This window comes from Paraperlucidibaca baekdonensis, from assembly GCF_003387535.1.
Taxonomy (GTDB): domain Bacteria; phylum Pseudomonadota; class Gammaproteobacteria; order Pseudomonadales; family Moraxellaceae; genus Perlucidibaca; species Perlucidibaca baekdonensis.
In genome coordinates this window covers 217446-241921 of the sequence record NZ_QUNR01000001.1, presented here as the reverse complement: position 1 = coordinate 241921, position 24476 = coordinate 217446, and the positions used below count along the sequence as shown (strand labels likewise).

The following is a 24476-nucleotide window of genomic DNA, read 5'->3' as shown; positions in this document are numbered from 1 at the left end:
ATGCTCGGGCAGGAATTCCCTGATCCCACTGGCCAGCGCCCAGAAAGCGAGCCCACTGGCCGAGTACGACCTAAGGAGCTTTTAAATGACGAATTTGATCAACACCAAAGTACAGCCCTTCACCGCCACCGCCTATCACGAAGGCAAATTTGTGCCGGTCACGGAAGCCACGCTGACCGGCAAATGGTCGGTGGTATTTTTCTATCCTGCCGACTTCACCTTTGTTTGCCCCACCGAGCTGGGTGACTTGGCTGACAACTACGCCGAGTTCCAAAAAATGGGCGTGGAAATCTATGGCGTATCGACCGACACGCATTTCACCCACAAAGCTTGGCACGACACCTCAGACACCATCAAAAAAGTGCAATATCCATTGATCGGTGACCCAACAGGTCGTATCAGCCGCAACTTCCAAGTCATGATCGAAGAAGATGGCATGGCTAACCGCGGCACCTTCGTGATCAACCCCGAAGGCGAAATCAAGCTCTGCGAAGTGCACGACAACGGTATTGGCCGCGATGCCGGCGAGCTGCTGCGCAAAGTCAAAGCCGCGCAATACATTGCCGCTCACCCCGGTGAAGTCTGCCCCGCCAAGTGGAAAGAAGGCGCGGCAACATTGAAGCCCTCGCTAGACCTCGTCGGCAAAATCTAAGCCGCGTTGCGTAAAACGCTTCGGGGCCACAAGCCCCGGAGTGACCGTAAACCTCTGTAACCAGGCAGACCCATCATGTTAGATGCTGAACTGAAAACCCAATTAGCCGCGTACTTACAACGTTTAGTCAGCCCCATTGAGCTGGTTGCCAGCCTCGATGAGCGTGCTGAGTCGCAAGAGCTTCTGGCCTTGCTGCACGACATTGCCGCGCTAAACCCGCAAATCGCTGTGCGCGAAGACGGCAGTGATGCGCGCCGGCCCTCGTTTGCGGTCAATAAGCCGGGCGAGGAATCGGGCGTGTGTTTCGCCGGTATTCCCTTGGGCCATGAGTTCACGTCGTTGGTTCTGGCCTTGTTGCAGGTCAGCGGCTACGCGCCCAAAGTCAGCGATGACGTATTGGCGCAAATCCGCGAGTTACCCGCCGGCCTGCACTTCGAGACATTCATCTCGCTGAGCTGCCACAACTGTCCCGACGTGGTGCAGGCATTCAACCTGATGGCCGTGGTTAATCCCGGCATCTCGCATACCATGATCGATGGCGCGCTGTTTCAAGACGAAGTTGAGCGCAAGCAAATCATGTCGGTGCCCAGCGTGCATCTCAATGGTGAAAGCTTCGGCCAAGGCCGCATGACCTTGGAAGAAATTCTCGCCAAAGTCGACATCAATGCCGGTGCCCGCGATGCCGAAAAGCTCAACGCGAAAGCACCTTACGACGTGCTGATTGTGGGTGGTGGCCCCGCCGGTGCTGCCGCCGCTATTTATGCCGCCCGCAAAGGCATTCGCACGGGTGTAGTAGCCGAGCGTTTTGGTGGCCAGGTGCTCGATACCATGGGCATTGAAAACTTTATTTCGGTGAGCCAAACCGAGGGTCCGAAACTGGTCGCCGCGTTGGAGCAGCATGTCAAAGACTACGACGTCGATGTCATGAACACCCAACGCGCCACGGCCCTGAGCGCCGGTAAGCAAGTGAGCATCACGCTCGCCAATGGCGCGGTGCTTGAGTCGAAGTCAGTGATTATTGCCACCGGCGCGCGCTGGCGTGAAATGAATGTGCCCGGCGAGCAAGAGTACCGTGGCCGTGGCGTGGCCTATTGCCCGCATTGCGATGGCCCGCTGTTTAAGGGCAAGCAAGTCGGCGTGATTGGCGGCGGCAACTCCGGCGTAGAGGCCGCGATTGATCTCGCCGGCATCGTTGCGCATGTCACGCTCATTGAGTTCGATAAAGAGCTGCGTGCCGATGCCGTGCTGCAGAAAAAGCTGCGCAGCTTAAGCAACGTCACCATCATCACCTCGGCGTTGACCACCGAAGTGTTGGGCAATGGCGACAAAATGACCGGCCTGACCTATAAAAATCGCCTCGATGACAGCGCCCACGAACTTGCGCTCGATGGCGTCTTTGTGCAGATCGGTCTGCTGCCCAACACCGATTGGCTGAAAGGCTCGGTGGCCTTGAGCCCGCGCGGCGAGATTGAGGTCGATGCTAAAGGCCAAACCTCCGTGCCCGGCGTGTTTGCGGCCGGCGACGCCACCACCTCGCCCTATAAGCAAATCATCATTGCCATGGGTGAAGGCTCGAAGGCGGCGTTATCGGCGTTTGATCATTTGATTCGCAGCTCAGTGAGCGAGGATGAGGTCGAGGCCGCTTAAAAACTAAGTCGGTGAACCCAAAAAGGCTCGCCCCAGTGGCGGGCCTTTTTTAATCGTCGCGATACTGCGTTTCCGGCGTGCGGCTCAATGCCCACAGCGATAAACCTGCCGCCAGCGCCATATAGCCGCCCACCGCGCTCAAACCGAAATCCGTGGCCAGCCATGTCGCCGCGTACGGTGCCAATGACGCACCGAAGATGCCCGCCAAATTAAAGGTGAGCGAGGCGCCGGTATAGCGCACGCGCGTGGGAAATAGCTCGGCTAATAACGTGCCCAGCGGGCCATAGCCCAAGCCCATCACGCTTAAGCCTAAAATCAGAAATACCAAGCAGGCGATGGGGTCGTTGGCGACAAACAGCGGCTCAAAGGCCAGACCGAAGAGCATGGTCAGTGCGCCCACCACCATGAGGGTAACGCGGCGGCCGTAGCGGTCGGCAACAATGGCCGAGAGTGGGATGGTGGCGGCGAAAAACACCATGCTGAACATTTGCAACTTGAGGAAGGTTTCGCGGCTATAACCGAGCGCTGTGGTGCCCCAACTCAGTGTGAAGACGGTCATTAGGTAGAACACCACAAACACCGTGAGCGCAATCACTGTGCCGTGAAATAGCGCGCTGCCATGCTCGCGAAATAGCGTGACCATGGGCACTTCGGCGCGCTCATTGCGAGCGAGGGTTTTCGTAAAGGCCGGCGTTTCGGTGATGCGCAAGCGCACATAGAGGCCAACAAAGACCAGCAAGCTGCTGGCAATGAAGGGGATGCGCCAGCCCCAGCTCATGAAGTCGTCATTGCTGAGAAAATGCGTGAGTGCTAGGAAGGTGCCGCTCGATAGCAAAAAGCCCAAGGGCGCGCCGAGCTGCGGAAACATGCCGAACCAGGCGCGTTTGCCCGGTGGTGCATTTTCGGTGGCGAGCAAGACCGCGCCGCCCCATTCGCCGCCTAAACCAAGGCCTTGGCCAAAGCGACAGAGCGCGAGCAAGGCCGGGGCCAGCACGCCGATTTGCGCGTAGGTTGGCAAAAAGCCGATGGCCACCGTCGATAAGCCCATGGTCAAGAGCGCCGCCACCAGTGTGGCTTTGCGGCCAATGCGATCGCCATAATGACCAAACACGGCCGAGCCCAGAGGCCGCGCAAAAAACGCCACGGCAAACGTCGCGAGTGATTGCAACGTGGCGGTGGTGGGGTCGGCATTGGGGAAAAATAGCGTGGGAAATACCAGCACCGCCGCCGTGGCATAAATATAGAAATCGAAAAATTCGATGGTGGTGCCAATCAGGCTGGCAAACAGCACGCGGCCCTTGGAGTTACCGGAAGTCATAAGTTGGCTCAATAGATGCGCTAAGATGTCGCGCATTAAAACGCATTTTCCCTAAGGAGCGCGACCATGGCGATTGCTGCGCAGCTAAAAGCCGATGTATTGCTGGTGGTGGTCACGCTGCTGGCGGCGGTGAGTTGGATGTTCTCGAAAGAGGCCATCGCGCTGATGCCGCCGTTGTTATTCATGGCCTGCCGCTTTCTGATTGCCGGCTTGCTGCTGGCGGCCTTGGGGTGGCGCGAGCTACAACGCCTGCATCGGGCGCAATGGCGTCGTGGCGCGCGCGTGGGTTTGGTGTTTGCCGCCGGCATGAGCTGCTGGATCATGGGCCTCGAGTCCGGCGTGCATGTTGGCGAAGGCGCGTTTCTGACCAGTCTTGGCGTGGTCTTGGTGCCGGTCATGGCCTGGCTGATTTTCGACGAGGCCACGCCACGCAGTACCTGGGTGGCGCTGCCCATTGCCAGTACCGGTTTGGCGCTTTTGTTTTTGCAGCATGAGCTCAGCGTGGCGCAGGGTCAGCTCTGGTTTATTGTTGCCGCGGTGATTTTTGCGCTGTTTTTTATTCTCAACACGCGCGCCTCCAATACCGTGGCATCGACCGAGACATCGAAGGCGAAAGAGAAAGTGCCGCCGTTGGCGCTCACCGCCATCGTGCTGACCACGGTGGGCGTGGTGACCACGGGGCTATCGGCGCTGACTGAGCCGTGGTTGCCAACCTGGGAATCGCGTTCGGGCGCCATGATTGGTTGGGTATTGGCGAGTGCGGTGATTGGCTCATCCATGCGTTTTTTGGTGCAAACCTATGCGCAAAGCTTGTCGAACCACAGCCATGGCGTGGTGATTATGGTCATTGAGCCAGTATGGACGGCGCTGCTGGCGGCGGCGTGGCTTGGCGAAACCATGAGCGGCTGGCAGTTGGTGGGCTGCAGTTTGATCTTGATGGCGCTGCTGATTAGTCGCGCCGGCCCGGTCGGGCATAGGCTGTGGCGGGCAGTGATACGCCCCGGCACACCCGCTTAAGGTGTGCCGAGTTGCCAAGGCTTAGGCTTTGGCGCGTGACTTAAAGGTGGCGTCGCGGGTATCGATTTCGATCTTTTCACCGGTCTCAATAAACGCCGCCACTTGCAGCTCAAAGCCGTTGTTGAGCTTGGCGGTTTTCATGACCTTGCCCGATGTATCGCCGCGTGCAGCGGGCTCGGTGTAGGCAACTTCACGCACGATGGTGGTGGGCAGCTCAACGGAAATCGCTTTCTCGTTGTAGAACACCACGTTGCAGACATCATCCATGCCATCTTCGATGAAGTTGATGACATCGCCTAAGTTGTCTTTTTCCACCTCGTACTGGTTGTACTCTTCGTCCATGAAAATATACATGGGGTCGGCGAAGTAAGAGTAGGTGGCTTTTTTCTGGTCCAAAATCACTTGGTCGAACTTGTCGTCTGCTTTGTAGACCGACTCTTGGCCTTGGCCGGTGAGCAAGTTCTTCATTTTCATTTTGCAGACGGCCGAGTTGCGGCCTGATTTGTTGTATTCCGATTTCAAGACAATCATCGGTTGGCCGTTAATGTTAATGACATTGCCGGCGCGGAATTCCATCGCTGTTTTCATAAAGCTAATCCGGGTGGGTTTTCTCGGGCACAGATTCTACCTGATTTGCATAAAAACGCATCAGTTGTGTGGCGAGATCGGGCTGCTCCGTCAGCGCATCACGCCAGTGCAGCATGACCTCGTGTAATGGCTTGAGCACTGCCAATAGCGCGTGCAGGTGGTCGGGCGTGAGCGTGCCGCGCACCCACGCCCATTGCGCGGTTTGCCAGCTGCTTAGCGCACGCGTTTGCTGCGCAGCTTTTGGCCGCGTAGCAGAGTGCGTCTGTGCCTTTGCGTGCGTGGTCACACGCGCCAGCCAGGCCGCGAGCTTGGTTTCGTGAGCGAGCTCATCTTGCGGATAAATATGCCAAAGCAGCGGCTTACCCGCCCACTGCGCGCGCACAAACGAGTCTTCTCCGCGGATGATATTGAGGTCGCAGCTGGCCAGCAGCGCATCGAAATCATCGTGGCTGAGCATGGGCAAGGCCTGTAATGTGCTGGCGCCATGCCGCACGCGCTCACCCACCCCAAGCGACACATGAGCATTGACCACTTGCAAGGCTTTGCCGCTGCAAATAAGCAGTTCGCAGGGGCTGGTGTGCAGTGCCGCCAGCAGCGCTTGCACAGACTCGGTTTCGTAGCAAAAAAGTGAGATGCGTGGCGGCGAGTCGTTGCAAAAGCCATCGTGCGATGGCAAACGCTGAATGAGCTCAGCCTCGCGCAACAGTCCCCCGCTGCGCGCGCTAAAACCGGGAAACCAAAACGTGGTGCTGGCGCCCTGCGTTTGCGGCGAGCTCAGGCCATGGCAATCGTCTATCCACGCCTCAGCGCTTAAATAGTCGAGGTTGACCCACACCGTTTGCGCGGTGATTTGCGCGCGATAAGTCGCTGGTAGCGTGCAAGCAAACCCCTCAATAACCAGCGCTGCCGGACTCAGCGCAAGTGCTGCATCGCGCTGCCACGCCATGAGCGTGAGGCCGCCCAGCGGTTGCACCGATAGCGCCGGATCGATGCTCGGCTCAAGCACGGCAAATGCGCTGAGGTCATCAACCAACAGCGTGACCTCAGCGCTAAACTCGGCCGCCAACTGCCGCGCCAAGCGCCAGCACACGCCAAGGTCGCCGAAATTATCGATAACGCTGCAAAAAATGTGGGTGGTGGGCATGAGGGACTGATTGGTTGATTTGGTGTTTGCGGCACTATAACGTTGATTAATTATTACAAAAGGATTTGTATGCAATGCACAGGAAAAGTAGTGACTTTGGCCTAGCGCTAAACTGGCTGCCGCTTAGCACGAGCTTTTGTCTTGAAGTCAGCGCTGTCTTGTTCAGCTCGTATCGATTGCTTATACTCGTTTGTAACATACCCGCCAAGCCTATGACTACCTCGGTAGACATGCTCAAATCGTGCGGGTTTTTTATTGTTTTAAAAAAGTCGGCGTTGACGTGAGGTCATTCGCTAAGCCCGCTATTTCTATTTTGGAGCAGGTAGATCTGCTCAAAAGTCGCGGTCTTTATATTCGTGACGAAGCACGTGCAGCCGATTTTTTGAGCGCTGTAAGTTTCTTTCGTCTTACGCCTTATATGCGTCCGTTTCAGGTGGTGAGTTACGCAGATCATGCCTTTTTACCAGGCACCCGCTTTCGTCAAATAAGCCAGCTTTATGAGTTCGATCGTCGGCTGCGATTGCTACTCATGGACGCGATTGAACGCACGGAGGTGGCAATCAGGTCGGCAATCTCAAACTATATGGGGCCTGCTTATGGTCCACACTGGTATTTGAATCGTTCACATTTTAAAGACCGCTATGATCACGAGAGATTAATTAGCACCATTGAGAACGCGCAACAAAAAGCACTTCAAGACTATCGCCGAGAAGTAGCGCGTATTGATCGCCTAACTAATGCCGACGCGCTTCGCAAGGAAGCGCTAAAAAATCGGCGTGCTCATGAAAGCTATGCCCGACACTATGCTTTAACTTATGACTCTCCAGAGCTGATGCCCGGTTGGGCCATGTTGGAAGAGTTGACCATCGGTGATTTATCACACTTATATCGTGGCTTGGCCAAAGATAATGACCGCAAATTTATTGGCCAGCAGCTTGCTGCCCCTTCGCCATTGCTAGACTCTTGGCTACATACGCTTACTGTCGTGCGCAATATTTGTGCTCACCATGCAAGAATCTGGAATCGTGAGCTCGCTATTAAGCCCGTAAGACCTAAGCAGGCTGGCTTTTCGTGGCCAGATTATCTTCGCGGTGAAAACCAGCACACTCGTGTTGCGATGGTGTTGGCGATTCTGCAGCACTTCATGCGGCAGGTGAGTCCGCATACTCAATGGTGCAAGTGCCTTGCGGATTTATTCAATGAGTATATAGAAATTGATTTGCAGGCAATGGGCATTCAAGACACTTGGTATAGCGACCCTTTCTGGCAAAACGATTTAATGACCGCTAATGAAATATGAAGGACAACGTGCCAAATGCTCAAGGGATTGAAAAGTAAAGTAAAGCGGGTATAAATAAAAAGACCCAGCTGAAACCAGCTGGGTCGGGTTCGGTGTAATGCCCTAAGGCATTTACCTTATTGTAGTAACGGCTCTCACCCCGGAAAACTACAAGATTCGAAATTAACTGGAAATGGACTTCATGACAACTACTTCTTATACCCTTGGGCTCGATATTGGCATGGCCTCTGTTGGTGCTGCCCTGCTTGACTCCGACAGCATCAAAGCACTTCATGTTCGTACATTCGATAAAGCTGAGACGGCTAAAGAAGGCGACTCGCTTAATTTAGTGCGTCGAGAGTCACGGCTTACGCGACGGCGCATTCGTCGCCGGGCGTTTCGATTATTGCGGCTAAGACGTTTATTAAAGCGCGAGGGCCTGTTGAGCACCAATGACCCCATGGCCCTGATTTATACGCCAGCCACGCCTTGGGCGCTTCGCGCAAAATCATTAGATGAAAAGCTCACTGGGCAAGAGTTGGCTGTGGTCATCTACCACATGGTCAAGCATCGCGGCTTTATGTCGAACCGAAAAAGTGAGCTTAAGTCTGATGAAAAAGCAGGCCAAATGCTCAGTGGCGTAAAAGCCAACCAAGCTTTAATGACAGAAAAAAACTACCGCACGGTAGGCGAAATGGCAGCAAAGGATGCCGCCTACGAGGAAGCGAAGCGTAATAAAGGCGGTTCCTACACGCATACCTTTGCGCGCGCGGACCTTGTGTATGAGTTGGCGGAGGTATTTGCTGCGCAGCAGCGGCAGGGTAATGTCTTAGCCACCTCGACATTGCACGATCGCGTACATGAGCTGCTTTTGCAGCGTCGGCCCACGCTTTCGGGTGCAAACCTGCTCAAAATGGTTGGCAAATGTACTTTTGAGCCAGCAGAGTTTAGAGCACCCAAAGCGAGTTACTCGGCTCAGCGCTTTATTTGGTTGAGCAAGCTTAATAACCTAAAGATCGTGACCAGTGGTAAGTCTGTTGAGCTCAGTGCGACACAGCGCGAGGCGCTCCAAAATCTGCCATTTACGCAAAAGAAGCTGACCTTCAAGCAAGTGAGAAAGGTTTTAGATTTGCCGGAACACACGCGCTTTAACTTACTCAGCTATCGCTCAGCGAACGGGAAAAACCCCGAAGAAACGACTTTTTTCGAGAGTGGCTCATTTCACCGGTTAGCTAAAGCGTATGAACGTATTGGCCGCACGTCAGACTGGCAAAAAGATGTGTATCACGGCGAGAGACTAGATCAAATTGCTTACGCACTGACCTGCTTTAAAGATGACAAAGAATGCAAAGCGTGGCTGCTCGAACATCACTTTGATGACGCATTGATCGACAGTTTGCTCGAGGAAAGCTTCGATGACTTTATTCGTTTGTCACAAAAAGCATTAGCGAAAATTTTACCTTATTTGCAGCAAGGGCAGCGTTACGATGAAGCTGTGCTCAGTGCCGGCTATCACCACAGTCAGGTACAAGTCACCAATGCACGTACGACGTATTTGCCCGCTCCCGACCGCGACAAAATTATCAATCCGGTTGTTTATCGGGCGCTAAACCAAGCCCGCAAATTGGTTAATGCCATTGTCCGAGAGTACGGCCCGCCTGCCGCTATTCATATTGAATTAGCCAGAGATTTAAGCCGCGGGCCAGTCGAGCGCCGGAAAATTGAGAGCGATCAAAAGAAATATGAAGCCGAGCGCGCTGGTGCTCGAGATATGTATGCCGAGCAGTTTGGTCGAGAGCCCAATGGCTTAGATATGCTCAAGTGGCGCTTGTACCGAGAGCAAAATGGTCAGTGTGCATATAGTCAAAAGCCAATTGATACGGCGCGCCTTCAAGAGCCTGGCTATGTGGAAGTTGACCATGTGTTGCCTTACTCGCGCAGCTTCGATGACAGCCTAAGCAATAAAGTACTGGTGTTAACGGCGGAGAATCGCAACAAAGGCAACCGAACCCCGTGGGAGTACTTCGGCTCAAGTGACGACAGCCCACGGTGGTTGGCATTTTCAGCATGGGTAAAAAGCACGGCAGCTTACAGAGAACCCAAAAGACTAAAACTATTGCGCAAACACTTTGGCGAAGAAGAAGCCGAGGAGTTCCGCGACCGTAATCTCAACGACACGCGTTATATCTGCCGCGAGTTTAAGCAGATGTTGGAGACACACCTGACCTGGCATGAATCAGCGGCGGGGCACGAGCGCTGCGTGGTCGTAGCTGGCCGACTGACGTCTCTGCTGCGGGCGCGATGGGGCATTACCAAAGTGCGCCAAAATGGCGATTTGCATCATGCACAAGATGCCGCCGTGGTGGCGGCAACCAGCCGATCTTTTGTTAAGCGCATGGCCGAGCACGCCAAACGAAAAGAGCTCGCGATGGTCAAAGAGTCCTACATAGACCCTGATACAGGCGAAATCCTCGATATAGACGCATTTAGGAAGCAACAAGCGCTCAAGCTCGACGATCGCTTTCCGCAACCCTGGCCATACTTCCGGCAGGAATTAGAGGCTCGATTAGCACCCAACCCCATCCGCTACTTTGAAGAGAAGCTGCCCGATGTGTTGCGGCCAAGTGATCTAATGCCAGTTCGTGTATCCCGCGCACCGCAGCGTCGAAATATTGGCCAGGCGCACAAAGAAACGATTCGCTCTACTGGCAAAGAGGCTCGACTGCTGGCCGATAACAAATCCAGTATCAATACCCCACTGTCGGCTTTGTCGCTAAAAGATGTAGACAAAATTGTCGGTGCCGAAGACCCCCGAAATGCAGGCCTCATTGACGCTGTGCGTGAGCGCTTAAAAGCCTACGGCGGCGATGGCAAAAAAGCCTTTGGGCCAGATCAGCCGCCCCTTTTGAAACCCTCTAAGCCGGGCAAGGTGGCACCTGTCATTCGCTCGGTGAAGCTTTTGTCCACCCAAAAAAGTGGCATGGCGGTGCGTCACGGTATTGCCGATAACGGCGCAATGATACGCGTAGACATATTTACTAAAGCCGGTAAGTTTTATGCCGTGCCGCTTTATGTGGCCGATGCTGTGGCCGACACGCTACCGAATAGAGCCGTTGTACAGTCAAAGCCTGAAAGTGAATGGCCTGACATGGATGAGACTTATCAGTTTTTATTTAGTTTGTGTTCGGGCGACTGGGTGCGAGTTATTTTGAAAAACCAGCCTGCTCGCGAGGGGTATTTTGGAGGCTTAGATCGCGCTACGGGGAATATAAATATCTGGCTACATGATAGAAATACAAAGCTTGCAAAGGATGGACTGTTACGAAGCAATGGCATAAAGACAGCCTTAAAAGTTGAAAAGTGCCATGTCGATCTTCTCGGTCGCTTATTTCTTGCCAAACCAGAAGTCAGGCAGCCGTTGCGCAAAGCGCGCCCTGGCAAGCCGCTAATCTGATCATGAGCTGGCGCAGCGTGGTTATCAGCAAGCCCGCTGCGCTGAGCTTAGGGCATGAAGCGCTGTGCATTGCCCAGTCGGGTCAAAAGGCTCAAGTGCCGCTGGAAGATATCGCGGTGTTGGTGCTGGAAAGTCAGCAAATCACCTTAACGGGTCAGCTCCTGTCTGCGCTAGCAGATGCGCAAATCGTGTTGATTACATTGGGTAAAAGCTTTTTACCCAATGGGTGTTTGCTACCCTTTCTGCCCCACTCCAGAGCGCTCAAAGTACTACGCGCACAAATGGCGCTGAGCGAGCCTGCAGCGAAGCGCCTACACCAAGAAATTATTCGTCAAAAACTCGCTAACCAAGCCGGTCTTTTGGCTCGCGTGAAAGAGCATAGTGGTAGTGAGTTTCTGCATCGGCTGTCGAAAGCGGTGCGCTCAGGCGACCCAGACAACTTAGAGGCTCAAGGTGCGCAGGCCTATTTTAAAGTATTGCATGGCGCGGATTTTACGCGCCAGCAAACTAACTGGCTCAATGCCGCCTCAAATTATGGATATGCCGTGTTTCGTGCTGCTATTGCTCGCGCCCTGGTGGCCTATGGCTGCTTGCCTGCACTCGGTGTGTTTCATCGCAGTGAGCAAAATAGCTTTAATTTAGCCGATGACGTCATTGAGCCTTTTCGGCCTTTTGTTGATCAATGCGTGATCAATATGCCAAGGCCATCTGACGACATACTCACGACCGCGCAAAAGACGCAGCTCATTGGTCTATTGCACAGCGATGTGGCGCTCGTCTCAGGCCCGATGGGCGAGTGTTCAATCTTGGTGGCAATAGATAAAGCCGTGATGAGCTTAGTCAAAGCATTTATGCACGGCGATGGCGCTAAGTCACTGCCCGCTCTGGTGTTGCCAAGACTAGTTGGGAAGGACTGCTAACTTATGAGTAAGCAAACGAGGCGATTTATGCGACTACTGGTTTTTTTTGATCTCCCGGTGACTACGCCGGCATTTAAGCGTGCCTATGTGGTGTTTCGTCGGTTTTTGCTGAAAGACGGATACGATATGATCCAGTGGTCGGTGTATGGCCGCGTGGTAAACGGCACCGATAGTGCCGAAAAACACCTCAAACGATTGGCAAATAACCTGCCCAAAGAAGGCTCAATTCGTTATTTGCAACTCACTGAGAAGCAGTTTACCAGCATGAAGCTGCTTGTGGGCACGCGATCTATACAGGAAAAAAAGGTTAATGCTGATCAAATGCTGTTGTTTTAGCGCGCCTTTTTACTAAGTAAAAACCCCTGTAACGCAAGCGCTACAAGGGTTTGGATTGGGGGTATTGTAGTTTTCCGGGGTGAGAGAGGGAACTACAACATTGCGTGAATGCTTGTGAACTGCGCCACCATTGTAGTTTTCCGGGGTGAGAGAGGGAACTACAACCCAGAATCGACGCGCTAGAGGCTGAAAAGCTCGCCGATTGTAGTTTTCCGGGGTGAGAGAGGGAACTACAACAGCTTTGTTTTGGACTGTCTCGGGCTTCATATTGTAGTTTTCCGGGGTGAGAGAGGGAACTACAACTCTTGAGGCGTTATTGAAGATTAGACGGCTATTGTAGTTTTCCGGGGTGAGAGAGGGAACTACAACAGGTGCGAGAGGCTAAGCCGCTCGTATACGATTGTAGTTTTCCGGGGTGAGAGAGGGAACTACAACGCAAGATCGACCCCCGATACTTCTTGAGTCATTGTAGTTTTCCGGGGTGAGAGAGGGAACTACAACGTGGAGTTGTGTGGTTGTGTGGGATGAGTGATTGTAGTTTTCCGGGGTGAGAGAGGGAACTACAACCATCATTACTCTGGTTATTCTTCAACACAGATTGTAGTTTTCCGGGGTGAGAGAGGGAACTACAACATCAAGATCAGCAAGGCACAGATCAAAGCGATTGTAGTTTTCCGGGGTGAGAGAGGGAACTACAACGCAGCGAGTCTTCAACGCTCGAATCTTCGAATTGTAGTTTTCCGGGGTGAGAGAGGGAACTACAACTCAGCGTTGGCAGGATGTTTTGCCTAATGCATTGTAGTTTTCCGGGGTGAGAGAGGGAACTACAACGGAACTGCATAAGGTGCTGCATCTTTCCTTATTGTAGTTTTCCGGGGTGAGAGAGGGAACTACAACAGCAGCGCATCACAGCAGCACAAACCAATGATTGTAGTTTTCCGGGGTGAGAGAGGGAACTACAACAGATCGCTAAAGAGTGTGGGCGCACGCCTGATTGTAGTTTTCCGGGGTGAGAGAGGGAACTACAACATTCACCGGCCTGCTCGGCATTAAGTCGCATTGTAGTTTTCCGGGGTGAGAGAGGGAACTACAACATGCTGACTGGCTAGTTGGCCGTTCGCCACATTGTAGTTTTCCGGGGTGAGAGAGGGAACTACAACAACAGTTTTCGCTCCTCCATGCTCAATGCTATTGTAGTTTTCCGGGGTGAGAGAGGGAACTACAACCTACCCACTAATGACTTGGCCGTCGTTACAATTGTAGTTTTCCGGGGTGAGAGAGGGAACTACAACTAATGCCGGCGCCGGAACTGTACAAGTCACATTGTAGTTTTCCGGGGTGAGAGAGGGAACTACAACGGGGTGGCTGCAAACAAACCCGATGACCAAATTGTAGTTTTCCGGGGTGAGAGAGGGAACTACAACCAGAAAATAATCAGCCTGCGCAGCGCCCTTATTGTAGTTTTCCGGGGTGAGAGAGGGAACTACAACGTCAACGGTGGGCGGCATCATTTCATCAATATTGTAGTTTTCCGGGGTGAGAGAGGGAACTACAACGGCGATGATCGGGGTTCAATCGAGCTAATTATTGTAGTTTTCCGGGGTGAGAGAGGGAACTACAACGTCTCTTCGCGCATATAAAAAGCGATGCGGATTGTAGTTTTCCGGGGTGAGAGAGGGAACTACAACTGAACGGCTCTACTGTTCAGATTCATTACGATTGTAGTTTTCCGGGGTGAGAGAGGGAACTACAACCAACGCGAGGCCATTCCTGCGCAAGCCGCGATTGTAGTTTTCCGGGGTGAGAGAGGGAACTACAACGCGCCGGTGTGTGTGGCTCGTTCCAGCCGTATTGTAGTTTTCCGGGGTGAGAGAGGGAACTACAACCAGTCAGTGATTGATGGAGGCTTAATCCCCATTGTAGTTTTCCGGGGTGAGAGAGGGAACTACAACCGGCCACTCGTTCGTGATCGATTTCAGCGGATTGTAGTTTTCCGGGGTGAGAGAGGGAACTACAACATGCCGTGCAGGGCGATTGCTTTGGCTAAGATTGTAGTTTTCCGGGGTGAGAGAGGGAACTACAACCTGGACTGATGAGGACTTACAGCCTATGCGATTGTAGTTTTCCGGGGTGAGAGAGGGAACTACAACTAGACGGTGGAAGTAGGTGTAAGGGATGCAATTGTAGTTTTCCGGGGTGAGAGAGGGAACTACAACTTACGGTAGAGGCAGCACGCGAGTAGATGGATTGTAGTTTTCCGGGGTGAGAGAGGGAACTTTATTAGCGCCAAACGACGCCAATGTCGTTATGTTCGTGCTGCTGTCGTACAACATAAATTACATCTGCGAGCAGTCCTTTGCCATCAAATCACCAGCTCAGGTGCACCGCAGCTCAGCGAATCTAAGGTGACATCGCTGCGGCCAAGGTCGACACCGACGATATTACTAAGAATATTCGACAGTAAGCTGCCGATGCCGTTTAGTAAGCCGCTGAGCAGGTCGACAATGGGCGATAAAATTGCGCCCAATAACGGCTTAATCACGCTGCCAAATAGGCCGCCCAGTAGCGCGCCGAGGAAGCCGGGAGCGGCATCGGTTTGCAAGGAATCGATGAGCCTGTCACGCACGCAGTCGGTTCGATAGCGTAAGGGAAACAAATTATAGCAGCCCGTGTTTACGCTATTACGCCATTGCGACAGCATATTGCCCGTAAATAAAAACGCGGGGCGATCCCAGTTGATACCATCGTTGTTTAAACGGTTTTGCAATTTATTCAAATCGCCAGCATCGTAGGCGCCACCGGAGCCTGTAGGTGCGAGCTCAGGCAAGCTCAAATAGGTATCGGCAATTTGCGTGGCGTCGCTTTCGCTCAATGGCTCGCTAGCAAAATCACTATTGCCTAAAAGATCCAGCAGCTCATCGAGTAGGTCACCGAGCAGCGTGCCAATCGCCAGTGTGTTGGCCGATGTGGATTTGGTTTCACCGACCTCTAGCGTGACAAACTCCGGCGTGGCGGCGAGTACCGGCAGCTCCACTTGACCGCGCAAAATATTGATGCCGAGCAGCCGCACAAAGGTCTCGTCTTGCAAGGAGCTCGCGCAGACTTCTTTGGTTGACCACATCGCTGACGGCGCGATTTTACCAAGGCAAGCGTTGGCGACAGCAGAGTCGACGCGAATAGTCGCTGTGCGCGGGCTAGCTTGGCAGTTAATTTCCGTCACAGTGCCCACGGCTTGAACGGTATCGATGGTGATCGGCAACTTAATGCTGGTGCCGAGCAACTGCAAAATGCCGGTTAAGCCATTGTTGGTGTTGAGGTCAATATTTAACCGTACTTGCGCGTTATTGGCGGTCGTGCCCACGCCGCCAACGCCAATCGACTGTGGCTCGACCACGCGCAAACCGGCTTTCAGGCCGGTCAAAATATTATTGCCGCCTAAATCAAGCTTGATGCCCTGCTCTTTGGTGGCAATGCCCAGCGCCGTCGTGACAAGCCCTAAGGCATCAACGCCAACATCGAGCGCCGACGAGGCTGATGAGCTCACGGTGTCGACCACGGCAAATAAGCCCGGGGTACTATTGATGCTGGGATCTGTGCCCAGCTGAATTTTTAAATCATCAATGCCGAGGTCGGCTTCAATGGCATTGAGGAGCTGAACATTGGCACCTAATAAGCCATCTTGGCCAGCTACGGTGACCACGGCATCAAGCACATCACCTACGCTCAGTGTGTTGACCGCCAGCAGTTCGTTGAGGCCGGCCGCCGTGATATTGGCCGCGACCGGAATGCCTAATGCGTTAAGCAGGCCAGATGGTGTGACTTTAATATTTGCTAGGCCGCCGTAGGAACCGATTAAGGTATCGTCGAGATTGAGGCCCACGAGTTTGACCAGCGACATCAGCGGTGCCGCTGGATTCGTGTTGATGAGTTTGGAGCCAATACGAAACACGGTGGTGGGCGCGCTACTTAGGGCGGTTGCACGCGCACTCATGCGAATGCGGTCGCGAAATGCGCCACCGACAATAAGACTGGCCGGTACGTCGCGACTCACTTCAGCTTCTACGGCCTGGTCGTCACTTGCGCTTTCAGTAAATACGCGGAGCTGATTTTCAACCGTAATATAGCCGCAGCGCGCCGTGATGCGCTGGCTTTCTGAGCTGACAAACTGGTTGCGAGCAGCAGATTCGACAGCAATGTCTTGCGCAGTATCGAGTGCGCAGCCGCCGCGTGAGGCAATCTCAAGGGCGGCAATGTCGGCAATGCGCTGTAGGTTGCGTTTTTCCACATACAAGCGGCCGGTGTCGACGACTAGCGCCAAACTCAAGACAGCCAGCATCATGAACAACACCGTAAAAATCAGTGTCGCCCCGCGCTGTCTTGGGTGCTGCCAGTGCTTGTCCATGTCTGTGACTCGTCATGCTCTCATGATGAGTCTAATTTTAGGCGAGCATGCGTATAAAAAACGCTCAGGTAGCATTTATCCTACAAATACAAGGATTTGTAATATTTGTGTTGCACCTGTAGCTATTGCGTAAGTGCGTCACACAAGAGCATTTGAGCGACTTTATCTTCGAGTGTGATGGGTTGTGCTAAGCCCATGCGCTCGAGCAGCGGCGCTAAACTTGGTTCAATATGTGCGGGTTTAAAGCGCAGTAGTGCCAGCAATAAGCGCCATTTAGGCGTGACGTCGGCGCGCTTTTTCATGGCCTTCAGCGCCGCGCCGAGGCGCAGCTCATCGGGCGTTAGGTCGCTGCCGAGCGGGAAGCTCGGCAAGGCATGCGCGCTGAGTTTGGCCGTGAGTGTGGCGGGGAAGTTCTGGCGATACGCCTCAGCAATAGCATAGTCGGCGGCGATTTTACCGCTGGCTTTGGCCTCGGCGAGCAGGCCATCTTGGAAGCGCGAGTCACTGATATTGAGCAGCGCTTTGATGACGTCGGCGTCGGATTTTGAGCGCAAATCGGCAATGCCGTATTCGGTGATGACGACGTCGCGCAGATGCCGCGGGATGGTGATGTGGCCGTAATTCATGACGATATTGCTGGTCGGCGTATCGCCTTCGCGCACGGCGCGGACCATTAGCACGCTACGGCCGGTGGGCAGCTGATGCGCCATGGCGACAAAGTTGTATTGGCCGCCGACGCCGCTGATCACGCGGCCATCGGCGAGACCATCGGAGACCAGTGCGCCGGAGAGCGTGGCCATGATGCCGGTGTTCATAAAGCGCGCGTGGATGCGCTGGGCTTTATACAAGCGCGGGTTGAGGTCGAGCTGGTTGACCTTATTGACGCCAGTCATGCAAATGCGCGCGTTTTCGGCAGGGCTCATGGCGCGGATGGCCTCGTACATGCTGCGCGGGCCGAGAAAGAAGCCGCCGTGCAGCACCACGCCATTTTTCAGCGCCGAACCTAGGCATTGCGCAGCCATCACCGCACGCGCGGATGGCTCGGCGACATTGGCGATCACGCGGGTGCCATCGGGCGCAATGATATAGCCGTTGTCGTAGCGAGTGGCCTCATTAAAAAAGCCATGATGCTGCAAGCGCTGGAAGTCTTGCGTGCGAATCACCCGCACGCCGAGCGACTCCAGTGCCTCTAAGGCCTCAGGCTCGATGGCTTTTGGGTCGAGCCGTTGGTCATTGATGAGCACTTGCAGCGCCCAAAAATCATAGACCTCGCGCGTTAAAATGCCGGCATCCATGAGGTGCAAAAAGCCATCGACAAACATTTCGGTGGCGGCGTATAAGCCCTCGACAAAGGGCGCAACGCCGCCGACCTGCTCGATCAATTCGCCATGCTGAGTGGTGGCGCCCAAGTCGTTGAGCGCCTCACGGTAGCGGGCGTTGTGCTGATGGCGTAATTGCGTGGCGTAGACAATGGCGTCGCCGAGTGCGCCGATGCCGATTTGCAGCGTGCCACCATCTTTAATGAGGCTGCTGGCGTACAACCCGATGCAATAGTCGGGCGTAGTCACTGGCTGTTTGGGCGTCGAAAATAGCGCGCTGTAATACGCCGCGTCGTCGACGATGATGTCGAAGGTGGATGCCGGAACGATGGCATCGTTGACCATAAACGGCAGCTCGGTATTGACCACGCCGAGCACCATAAAGTCGCGATCGCTGGCTTCCAGTAGCTCCAGCAACTCAGGGCCCGTGTCGGGGTTGCAGCTTAGCGAGTAGCGCGCATTGGCGCCTTCGCCGGTTTTTGCGATGGCCTGCATGACGACATTGCAGCCGTTGTTAAAGACGTCGCGGGCGGCGTGCGAATAATTGCTGTTGATGTAGTGCTGCTGGGCATGGGCGTGGTTTAAAAAGCTGCCAGGTTTGAAGAAAAATTCCGACACCACGATATTGGCCGGCAGCGTATTTTGCCGCAGTGCGCGCATATAAGAGAGCTCAGGCACGCCGGCAAACACGCGGTTTAAAAACGGCGCCATGAACCTAGCTTCCAGACCTTTGCCCGGCGAAGGGATCTCTAGCGAGAGCGCGGTGAGGATGGTCAGCGACAGCGTTGGGTCGGCTTTGGCGCGCTCAAACAGCGCATTGATGAGCTCGGGCGGCTTGCCCAAACCGAGCGGCATGCCGACGACCAAGCGCTTGCCGACTCGCGCAATGATGGCATCGACGGCGGCATCGACATGGCTTAAAAATTCGGTATTTCTGTGCGCCATGGCGGCCACTCCTGTTAGCAACGATGGTCCATCAAGGCGATGTGTTAGGCGGCGAGCACGCGCTCATACACGACAAAGTCGTAGCCCATGCCGCTGGTCTCGTCGCGACAGGCGCGTCGCGACACCTCTTGCCAGTCGGTAGCGGCGACCTCAGGGAAAAAAGCATCGCCGGCCACCTCAGCATGCACCTCGGTGATGTAGAGCCGGTCAACTTGCGGCAGCAGCTGTGCGTAGATTTCAGCACCGCCGATCACCACGATTTCATCTTGATAGTTACTCACCGCCACGGCTTCGGCCAGCGCCAACGCGGCTTCCAGCGAGTGCACGACGCGCGTGCCAATCGGGCCTTCCCAGTGCGCATCGCGAGTCATGACGATATTGGTGCGATTGGGTAGTGGCCGACCTAAGGAATCAAACGTGGTGCGCCCCATGATGATGGCTTTGCCGCTGGTGACCTGCTTGAAGTATTTCAGATCCTCCGGCAGCTTCCACGGCAGCTCGTTATTAATGCCGATGCAGCGATTGCTGGCCATGGCGACAATCAGCGAGACGCGCACGGCATCATCGGGCAATGAGTCTTGCAGGTCGTCGGGGACTTCCCCGCGCAGCAGTTCAGGATTCATACGGCTACCTTGGCGGCAATATGCGCTTGCGCTTCGTAGCCTTCGAGCGTGAAGTCATCGAAGCGAAAGGCAAAAAGATCGGTGATATTGGGGTTGATGCGCAGTGATGGCAGTGGACCTGGCGTGCGCGCGAGCTGCGTATCGGCCTGTTCCACGTGGTTGCTGTAGAGATGGCAGTCGCCGCCGGTCCAAACAAAATCGCCGGCTTGCAGGCCACAGACTTGCGCGACCATCAGCGTGAGTAAGGCATAGGAGGCGATGTTAAACGGCACGCCCAAAAAGATATCGGCGCTGCGCTGATAAAGCTGACAAGACAGCTTGCCATCGGCCACGTAAAACTGAAATAGCGCGTGGCATGGCGGTAGCGCCATGTCATCGACGAGCGCCGGATTCCATGCGGAAACAATCAGCCGGCGCGAGTCGGGGTTGGTCTTGATCATATTGACCACGTGGCTGATTTGGTCGATGTGGCGGCCATCGGGCGCTGGCCACGAGCGCCATTGATAGCCATAGACTGGGCCGAGATCGCCGTTTTCATCGGCCCACTCGTCCCAAATACGCACGCCGTTTTCTTTCAAATAGGCAATATTGGTGTCGCCGGCCAAAAACCACAGCAGCTCATGGATGATGGACTTCAAGTGCAATTTTTTCGTGGTCAGCACTGGAAAGCCATCGGCTAAATTAAAGCGCATTTGATGGCCAAACACGGAGTAGGTGCCGGTGCCGGTGCGATCGCTTTTAAACGTGCCTTGATGGCGGGCGCGAGCCAGTAAGTCGAGGTATTGCTGCATGATTAGCGGCTCCGTTTCGCCTGTGCTGCTCGTGTTTGCTCAGCCACGCGCGCGACATTGCTTTTGCGATAGGAAATGGCCAGCAACACCACGCCGAGCACGATCATCGGCGCGGTGAGCATTTGGCCCTTGGTCATCCAGTCGAATAGCACAAAGCCTTGGTCGACGTCGGGCTCGCGGTAGAACTCGATGATGAAGCGCGCGAGGCCGTAGCCAATCAGAAATAGCGACGAGGCGGCCATGCGTGGGCGCGGTTTAAGCGTGAAAATAAAGATCACCAGAAACAGCAGCAAGCCTTCAAATAGCGCTTCATAAAGCTGTGAGGGATGACGCGCGAGCGCATCGACATGCGGAAATACCATGCCCCACGGTAGCTCGGGATTGGTCACCGGACGGCCCCACAGCTCACCACCGATAAAATTGCCCAGGCGGCCAAACATCAGGCCGGGTGGCACAATAACGGCAAATAAATCGGTGATTTCTAGCCAGGGCGTGTTGTAGCGGCGGGCGAATAAAAAGCCCGCGACCAAGACGCCCAAGAAGCCGCCGTGAAAGCTCATGCCGCCTTCCCAGAGGCGAAAGGCCCAGAGCGGATCGTTAATGAAACGATCGAAGCCGTAGAAAAAAACATAGCCCAAGCGGCCACCAATAATCACACCCATGGCCGCATAAAAAATCAGATCAGCGACTTGGTCATTGCTCCAGCCGATGCGCTTGGCGCGCCACAAAGCGAGCAAATAAGCCGAGCCAAAGCCAAACAAATACATGAGGCCATACCAATGTACTTTGAGTGGGCCGAGACTGAGGGCAATTGGGTCGATATGCGGGTAAGTGAGCATGAACGCATCCTTTTACAAACTGCCTGCATCATAAGACACTTAGTGGCTCTGGTCATGCGTGGCGGTTGATCGCGCGACGATCTGCACGGCTTTTTTACACAGGAAGATGCGCATGTGTTTACTAGCGTTCCACTGGCAGCCTGATAGCGATTTGCCATTGCAAGTGTGGGCCAATCGCGATGAGTTTCTCGCGCGTCCGGCGGCACCCACACAATATTGGTTGGAGGCGCCGCAGGTGTTGGCCGGTCGCGACTTGGTGGCGGGCGGTACGTGGATGGGTGTAACCCGCACAGGGCGCTTTGCCGCATTGACCAATTATCGTGACCCAACGCGTGAGGGTGGCTTGCGCAGTCGTGGCGAGCTGGTGGCGCAATTTTTAACCGGCGACGAGTCGGCTTTCATTACAGCCACGCGCATTGCCGAGCAAGCATCTGACTATGCAGGCTTTAACTTATTGCTGTGTGATGCGCAGCAGCTCTGGTGTGTCGATGATCGCGGCCACGCGCAGGCGCTAGATGCTGGCTGGCATGGCTTGTCGAATGCGCGTGTGAATACGCCGTGGCCGAAATTGCAGCGCTTGCTGGCGGGCGCGCAAACCTTTGTTGCCGAGCAGCGGGCTGATGCGGCTGCGCCAGCCGATGCCGCGTTGGCGCTATTGAGTGATACGTCGCCGGCAGCCGATGCCGAGCTGCCGGATACCGGCGTTGGCCTAGACATGGAGCGCACGTTATCGCCCATTTGTATTCGCACATCGGCCTACGGCACGCGTAACTCAACGTGGCTGCGACTTGGCCGCGAGCACATTAGCTGGCATGAGGAAGATTTTAATACCGGTCAGCGACTGCAGTTTGGCATTGATCGGTAAGCATTAGCACTGTGCGTGTATAGGTTCCGCCGCTACGCCGCGCTGGTGCTCGGCCGTAGTAGGTCAATCAAGCCCAGCGCCGTGAGTTCTTCTTCCACTTCGGCGCGAATATCCTCGGGCTTATCGAAAGCCAGCACCCGCTCGAGCAAGGCTCTCGCCTGTGCCATCGGCGTTAGGCAAATGGCTTTGCGCACTTTCAGCAGGTTGCTGGCGCTCATCGACAGCGTGTCGAAGCCCATGGCCATCAGCAAAATGGCGGTGCCCGGGTCGCCGGCCATCTCGCCACAAATACTCACCGGCTTGCCGACGCGATGCACTTCATTGACCACATAGCGCACCGCGCGCAACACCGCCGGATGATACGGCGAGTAAAGGTCGGCGACGCGAGCGTTGTTGCGATCCACGGCAAGCAGGTATTGCGTTAAGTCATTGGAGCCGATGCTGACAAAGTCGACCAAACGGCACAGATCGGCAATTTGGATGATGGTCGCCGGCACCTCAACCATGACGCCGATACGCGGCAGGCTCACGGCAAACTCATTTTCCTCTTGCAGTTCTTCCACTGCGCGATGAATCAGCGCCACGGCGTCTTCTACCTCGCTGACCGAGGTCACCATGGGCAATAAAATGTGCAGGTTATTCAGGCCAGTAGCGGCCTTTAACATGGCGCGCACTTGCACCATGAAAATCTCAGGATGGTCGAGTGTGATGCGAATGCCGCGCCAGCCCAGCGCCGGATTATCTTCCTCAATCGGGAAATACGGCAGGTCTTTATCGCCGCCAATATCGAGCGTACGCATGGTCACCGGCTTTGGTGCAAAGGCTTCTAGCTGCTGACGATAAATCTGCCGCTGCTCCTCCTCGCCGGGAAAGCGCTCGCGCAACATAAACGGAATTTCTGAGCGATACAGCCCGACGCCCTCGGCGCCACGCTCTTTGGCGCGCGCGACATCGGCCATCAAGCCAGTATTGACGCACAGCGACACCGCAAAGCCATCGGGCGTGACCGCTTCACGGTCTTTGTAGGCATCGAGGCCGGCAGTCAGCTGCTGCTCTTCTTTGATGATGTCTTTGTAGCGTTTGCGCAGCACGCGCGAGGGCTGCACATAAACGCGGCCAACATAGCCATCGACGATCATCTCGGCGTCATCGAGCGAGGTGATGGGCATATCGCTCACGCCCACCACGGTCGGGATGCCCAGTGCTCTTGCCACAATGGCCATGTGTGAATTCGCCGCGCCGGTGGCTGAGACCACGCCGCAGACTTTATCGAGCGGTGCTTCAAGGAGCATGGCGGTGGAGATATCTTCGCCGATCAAGATGCTATTGTCGGGGAACTCGCGGGTTTCATCGCTTTCTTGCTCTTGCAGCTGGGCCAATAAGCGCAGGCCAAGATCGCGCACATCCGACATGCGTTCGCGCAAATACGGATCGTCCATCATGGCGAAGTTTTGCATATGCGTATCGATGACTTCGCGCAGCGCGCCCTGCGCCCAGTTGCCGCCTTCAATGCGCTCGGCAATTTCACCGCCCAGCGCGTTGTCATCGAGCATGCGCAAGTACACATCAAAGAGTGCGCGCTCCTCGGGCATTAAGCTGTCGCCCATGCGCTCGTCGAGGGCGCGAACATTGGCGCGTACCGTATTGAGCGCGTTTTTCAGCAGCAACAGCTCGCTATCCACATCGTCAACCGCACGATCAGGCACTTGGTCCAGATCGGCTGGCGGGTAGAGCACCACGGCGCGACCAAGTGTGACGCCCGCTGCGCCAGTGAGGCCTTGATAAACCTGCGTTGGCGTGGCGCGTGAACCCTTCACAATCTCAAGCTGGCCCAGCACTTTGGCATGCGCCACCACGCCGGAAAGCTGCGCCGAGAGCGTGACCATAAAGGCCACCTCGCCCTCATCAAAGCGGCGGTTATCAAACTGTTGCACTACCAGCACGCCCAATACCTTGCGGCGGTGCATGATTGGCACCCCTAAAAAGGCGTTGTAATGCTCCTCGCCGGTCTCGGGAAAGTAGCGATAGCGCGGGTGTTTGGCGGCATCTTGCAGGTTGATAGGCTCTTCGCGGCTGGCGCACAGGCCCACCAGGCCCTCATCCATGGCCATGCTCACCACGCCAATGGAGCGCGGATTGAAGCCTTCGTTGGCCATCAGCACGAGGCGATTATTGCGTTCGTCGAGCAGATACACGGAGCACACTTCGGTGCCGGTGGTGTCGCGCACCGAGGCCACGAGCACGTCGAGCGCCGCTTGGAATGTTGGAGCGGAGTCAACTTCCTGAACGATGCGGCGAAGAATTTCCAGCATGCTCGGCTCGGTGGTCAATGGCATG

Annotated in this window: 17 protein-coding genes and 1 CRISPR repeat array; of the genes, 8 read left to right on the top strand and 9 right to left on the bottom strand. The window is 55.0% G+C overall.

The window, feature by feature from the left end; all coding sequences use genetic code 11:
* Nucleotides 1-85: 85 nt before the first annotated feature.
* Both ahpC and ahpF read left to right on the top strand, forming a co-directional pair.
* Nucleotides 86-652 (top strand): alkyl hydroperoxide reductase subunit C, encoded by a 567-nt coding sequence (gene ahpC / locus DFR26_RS01140; protein WP_116207108.1) that lies wholly within the window; start codon nt 86-88, stop codon nt 650-652.
* A 75-nt stretch (nt 653-727) separates the two neighbouring features.
* Nucleotides 728-2299 carry an alkyl hydroperoxide reductase subunit F gene (gene ahpF, locus DFR26_RS01135; protein WP_116207107.1) on the top strand — a complete coding sequence of 524 codons (1572 nt, stop codon included), beginning with the start codon at nt 728-730 and terminating at the stop codon, nt 2297-2299.
* Between the two features lie 49 nt (nt 2300-2348).
* On the opposite strand, the gene DFR26_RS01130 is transcribed toward ahpF, so the two are convergent.
* On the bottom strand, nt 2349-3617 hold the full coding sequence (locus tag DFR26_RS01130) for an MFS transporter (RefSeq protein ID WP_116207612.1): 1269 nt from the start codon (nt 3615-3617) through the stop codon (nt 2349-2351).
* Between the two features lie 66 nt (nt 3618-3683).
* On the opposite strand from DFR26_RS01130, the gene DFR26_RS01125 reads away from it, so the two are divergent.
* Nucleotides 3684-4634 carry a DMT family transporter gene (locus DFR26_RS01125; RefSeq protein WP_181898945.1) on the top strand — a complete coding sequence of 317 codons (951 nt, stop codon included), beginning with the start codon at nt 3684-3686 and terminating at the stop codon, nt 4632-4634.
* Nucleotides 4635-4655: 21 nt separating this feature from the next.
* Here DFR26_RS01125 and efp read toward each other — a convergent pair whose 3' ends face one another.
* Both efp and earP read right to left on the bottom strand, forming a co-directional pair.
* The gene (gene efp, locus DFR26_RS01120) at nt 4656-5222 is read right to left on the bottom strand and encodes an elongation factor P (protein ID WP_116207106.1); all 567 of its coding nucleotides are present in this window, start codon (nt 5220-5222) and stop codon (nt 4656-4658) included.
* A gap of 4 nt (nt 5223-5226) precedes the next feature.
* A complete protein-coding gene (gene earP / locus DFR26_RS01115) occupies nt 5227-6366 on the bottom strand; it encodes an elongation factor P maturation arginine rhamnosyltransferase EarP (RefSeq protein WP_116207105.1) in 1140 nt (379 codons plus the stop codon).
* Between the two features lie 241 nt (nt 6367-6607).
* Between earP and DFR26_RS01110 the strand changes: the two genes are divergently transcribed.
* From DFR26_RS01110 to cas2, 4 genes are all read left to right on the top strand, one after another.
* Nucleotides 6608-7666, top strand: a complete 1059-nt coding sequence (locus DFR26_RS01110; protein ID WP_245952981.1) for an Abi family protein — start codon at nt 6608-6610, stop codon at nt 7664-7666.
* Nucleotides 7667-7847: 181 nt separating this feature from the next.
* Nucleotides 7848-11099: a type II CRISPR RNA-guided endonuclease Cas9 gene (gene cas9, locus DFR26_RS01105; RefSeq protein WP_181898944.1), complete on the top strand. Its 3252-nt coding sequence runs from the start codon at nt 7848-7850 to the stop codon at nt 11097-11099.
* A 2-nt stretch (nt 11100-11101) separates the two neighbouring features.
* Nucleotides 11102-12019 (top strand): type II CRISPR-associated endonuclease Cas1, encoded by a 918-nt coding sequence (gene cas1, locus DFR26_RS01100; RefSeq protein ID WP_116207103.1) that lies wholly within the window; start codon nt 11102-11104, stop codon nt 12017-12019.
* A 27-nt stretch (nt 12020-12046) separates the two neighbouring features.
* A complete protein-coding gene (gene cas2 / locus DFR26_RS01095) occupies nt 12047-12355 on the top strand; it encodes a CRISPR-associated endonuclease Cas2 (RefSeq protein ID WP_220375675.1) in 309 nt (102 codons plus the stop codon).
* 63 nt (nt 12356-12418) lie between these two features.
* A CRISPR array of direct repeats spans nt 12419-14637; the repeat unit is 36 nt; unit sequence ATTGTAGTTTTCCGGGGTGAGAGAGGGAACTACAAC.
* 80 nt (nt 14638-14717) lie between these two features.
* Here the strand turns inward: cas2 and DFR26_RS01090 are convergent.
* The 5 genes from DFR26_RS01090 to lgt all read right to left on the bottom strand — a co-directional run bounded on the left by DFR26_RS01090 (nt 14718) and on the right by lgt (nt 21274).
* Entirely contained in the window at nt 14718-16757 is a 2040-nt protein-coding gene (locus DFR26_RS01090; protein ID WP_116207101.1) for a pilus assembly protein TadG-related protein, read from the bottom strand.
* Nucleotides 16758-16879: 122 nt separating this feature from the next.
* Nucleotides 16880-19021 carry an acetyl-CoA hydrolase/transferase C-terminal domain-containing protein gene (locus tag DFR26_RS01085; RefSeq protein WP_116207100.1) on the bottom strand — a complete coding sequence of 714 codons (2142 nt, stop codon included), beginning with the start codon at nt 19019-19021 and terminating at the stop codon, nt 16880-16882.
* A 44-nt stretch (nt 19022-19065) separates the two neighbouring features.
* Nucleotides 19066-19644 (bottom strand): dihydrofolate reductase, encoded by a 579-nt coding sequence (locus tag DFR26_RS01080; protein WP_220375674.1) that lies wholly within the window; start codon nt 19642-19644, stop codon nt 19066-19068.
* A complete protein-coding gene (locus DFR26_RS01075; protein ID WP_116207099.1) occupies nt 19641-20435 on the bottom strand; it encodes a thymidylate synthase in 795 nt (264 codons plus the stop codon). The genes DFR26_RS01080 and DFR26_RS01075 overlap by 4 nt, the downstream gene beginning before the upstream one ends.
* Before the next feature lie 2 nt (nt 20436-20437).
* Nucleotides 20438-21274, bottom strand: coding sequence for a prolipoprotein diacylglyceryl transferase (lgt, locus tag DFR26_RS01070; RefSeq protein ID WP_116207098.1), 837 nt, complete (start codon nt 21272-21274; stop codon nt 20438-20440).
* Nucleotides 21275-21386: 112 nt separating this feature from the next.
* Between lgt and DFR26_RS01065 the strand changes: the two genes are divergently transcribed.
* Nucleotides 21387-22139: an NRDE family protein gene (locus tag DFR26_RS01065; RefSeq protein WP_116207097.1), complete on the top strand. Its 753-nt coding sequence runs from the start codon at nt 21387-21389 to the stop codon at nt 22137-22139.
* 32 nt (nt 22140-22171) lie between these two features.
* Here the strand turns inward: DFR26_RS01065 and ptsP are convergent, their stop codons facing one another.
* Nucleotides 22172-24475 (bottom strand): phosphoenolpyruvate--protein phosphotransferase, encoded by a 2304-nt coding sequence (ptsP, locus tag DFR26_RS01060; protein WP_245952980.1) that lies wholly within the window; start codon nt 24473-24475, stop codon nt 22172-22174.
* Nucleotide 24476 lies beyond the last annotated feature (1 nt).

Coding starts and splice junctions, on each gene's coding strand:
- ahpC (WP_116207108.1), top strand. CDS start 86: ATGACGAATTTGATCAACACCAAAGTACAGCCCTTCACCGCCACCGCC.
- ahpF (WP_116207107.1), top strand. CDS start 728: ATGTTAGATGCTGAACTGAAAACCCAATTAGCCGCGTACTTACAACGT.
- DFR26_RS01130 (WP_116207612.1), bottom strand. CDS start 3,617: ATGACTTCCGGTAACTCCAAGGGCCGCGTGCTGTTTGCCAGCCTGATT.
- DFR26_RS01125 (WP_181898945.1), top strand. CDS start 3,684: ATGGCGATTGCTGCGCAGCTAAAAGCCGATGTATTGCTGGTGGTGGTC.
- efp (WP_116207106.1), bottom strand. CDS start 5,222: ATGAAAACAGCGATGGAATTCCGCGCCGGCAATGTCATTAACATTAAC.
- earP (WP_116207105.1), bottom strand. CDS start 6,366: ATGCCCACCACCCACATTTTTTGCAGCGTTATCGATAATTTCGGCGAC.
- cas9 (WP_181898944.1), top strand. CDS start 7,848: ATGACAACTACTTCTTATACCCTTGGGCTCGATATTGGCATGGCCTCT.
- cas1 (WP_116207103.1), top strand. CDS start 11,102: ATGAGCTGGCGCAGCGTGGTTATCAGCAAGCCCGCTGCGCTGAGCTTA.
- cas2 (WP_220375675.1), top strand. CDS start 12,047: ATGCGACTACTGGTTTTTTTTGATCTCCCGGTGACTACGCCGGCATTT.
- DFR26_RS01090 (WP_116207101.1), bottom strand. CDS start 16,757: ATGGACAAGCACTGGCAGCACCCAAGACAGCGCGGGGCGACACTGATT.
- DFR26_RS01085 (WP_116207100.1), bottom strand. CDS start 19,021: ATGGCGCACAGAAATACCGAATTTTTAAGCCATGTCGATGCCGCCGTC.
- DFR26_RS01080 (WP_220375674.1), bottom strand. CDS start 19,644: ATGAATCCTGAACTGCTGCGCGGGGAAGTCCCCGACGACCTGCAAGAC.
- DFR26_RS01075 (WP_116207099.1), bottom strand. CDS start 20,435: ATGCAGCAATACCTCGACTTACTGGCTCGCGCCCGCCATCAAGGCACG.
- lgt (WP_116207098.1), bottom strand. CDS start 21,274: ATGCTCACTTACCCGCATATCGACCCAATTGCCCTCAGTCTCGGCCCA.
- DFR26_RS01065 (WP_116207097.1), top strand. CDS start 21,387: ATGTGTTTACTAGCGTTCCACTGGCAGCCTGATAGCGATTTGCCATTG.
- ptsP (WP_245952980.1), bottom strand. CDS start 24,475: ATGCCATTGACCACCGAGCCGAGCATGCTGGAAATTCTTCGCCGCATC.